Origin of the sequence: Novosphingobium hassiacum, assembly GCF_014196055.1 — a bacterium.
Taxonomy (GTDB): domain Bacteria; phylum Pseudomonadota; class Alphaproteobacteria; order Sphingomonadales; family Sphingomonadaceae; genus Novosphingobium; species Novosphingobium hassiacum.
On sequence record NZ_JACICY010000055.1, the window covers coordinates 1 to 1,177 of the forward strand.

Annotated in this window: 1 protein-coding gene; it reads left to right on the plus strand. The window is 63.4% G+C overall.

The genetic code is table 11. From position 1 onward, the window contains the following. Positions 1 to 1,177, plus strand: a 1,177-nt coding sequence (locus GGQ88_RS21040; RefSeq protein ID WP_425490484.1) for a beta strand repeat-containing protein, incomplete at both ends; no start/stop codon positions are given.

Genomic DNA, 1,177 nt, shown 5'->3' on the forward strand with positions numbered 1-1,177 from the left:
GCGCGACCAACCTGACTTCCGCTGCCAATCCGGTGGCCGCGTCGGCCGATGCAGGAATAGGGACTGTTGCGGGCATGAACGTGCTGAACTCCCAGTCCGTCAACGGCGGGGCTAATATGACCAGCACGGTCGTGGCGCCGTTCCAGGTGAGCGTGGCAGATGCCACTACTCTGACGGGATCTGACGTCGTCAGCAGCACGCTGTCGGTGTCGGCCAATAGCGGCAAATCGACGGTGACCGGCAACAGCGCCAGCAACGGTGTCGACCTGAGCGCCACTAATGTGTCGGTTAGCTCGGCTCTCGCGAACGTTCAGTACGAAGGCGATATACTGACAAGCACCATCTCGAGCTTCAGCGGTGCCAATGCCACGATCGGCGGCGACATCTCCCTGAGCTCGGTTGCGGTTGACGGCAACACCATGGTGGGCACCACCACCGGCAACACGGCGAACAACAGCGTCGCGGTAGACGGCGCTGCCAAAATCGCCGCTGGCGATACCACGTCGGGAGCCACGGCTAATTTGGCTACGGCCTACGTTGCCACGGCCGATCACGCACTGGCCAACCAGCAGTATGTGGTTAGCACGCTCAGCACTGGTGTCACGGCCACGTACAATGTGGTGACCCTGGATGCGGGCACATCGCTGGGCGGAACGATCAGCGGCAGCACGCTGTCGGTGTCGAACAACGTCCAGTCGGCAAAGACGTTGGGCAACGTGGCCGGCAACAGCGTCGATCTGACCGGCGGCAGCATCACTACCGATAGTGCGCTGGCGTCGCTCCAGGCCAGCACGGCTACGGCGGTTGGCGCAACTTCGACGATGACCGTGGCGGCTCCGGCATCCATGGCCACTTCGACGCTGGCGCTTGACGGCAATGCCAACACGGCCACGGCGACGGTCAACACCGCCACCAACGCCATGACGGTCGCCGCCGATAACGGCCTGACCACGACCAAGCTGCCAGCCACCGTCGACAACGCCAGCCTGTCGGGCACCGTCGCGGGATACGTCGCGACCGGCGATTTCGTGGTGAACAATGCCCAGTCGGTAAGCAACGCTGCAGTGGTGACGGCGACTGCAACCACCAGCATCTCCAACAACGATGGCGGCGTTCTGGCAACGGGCGGGATCGGTCAAAGCTCGGTCAGCATGAGCGGCAACACGACCAATGCCAG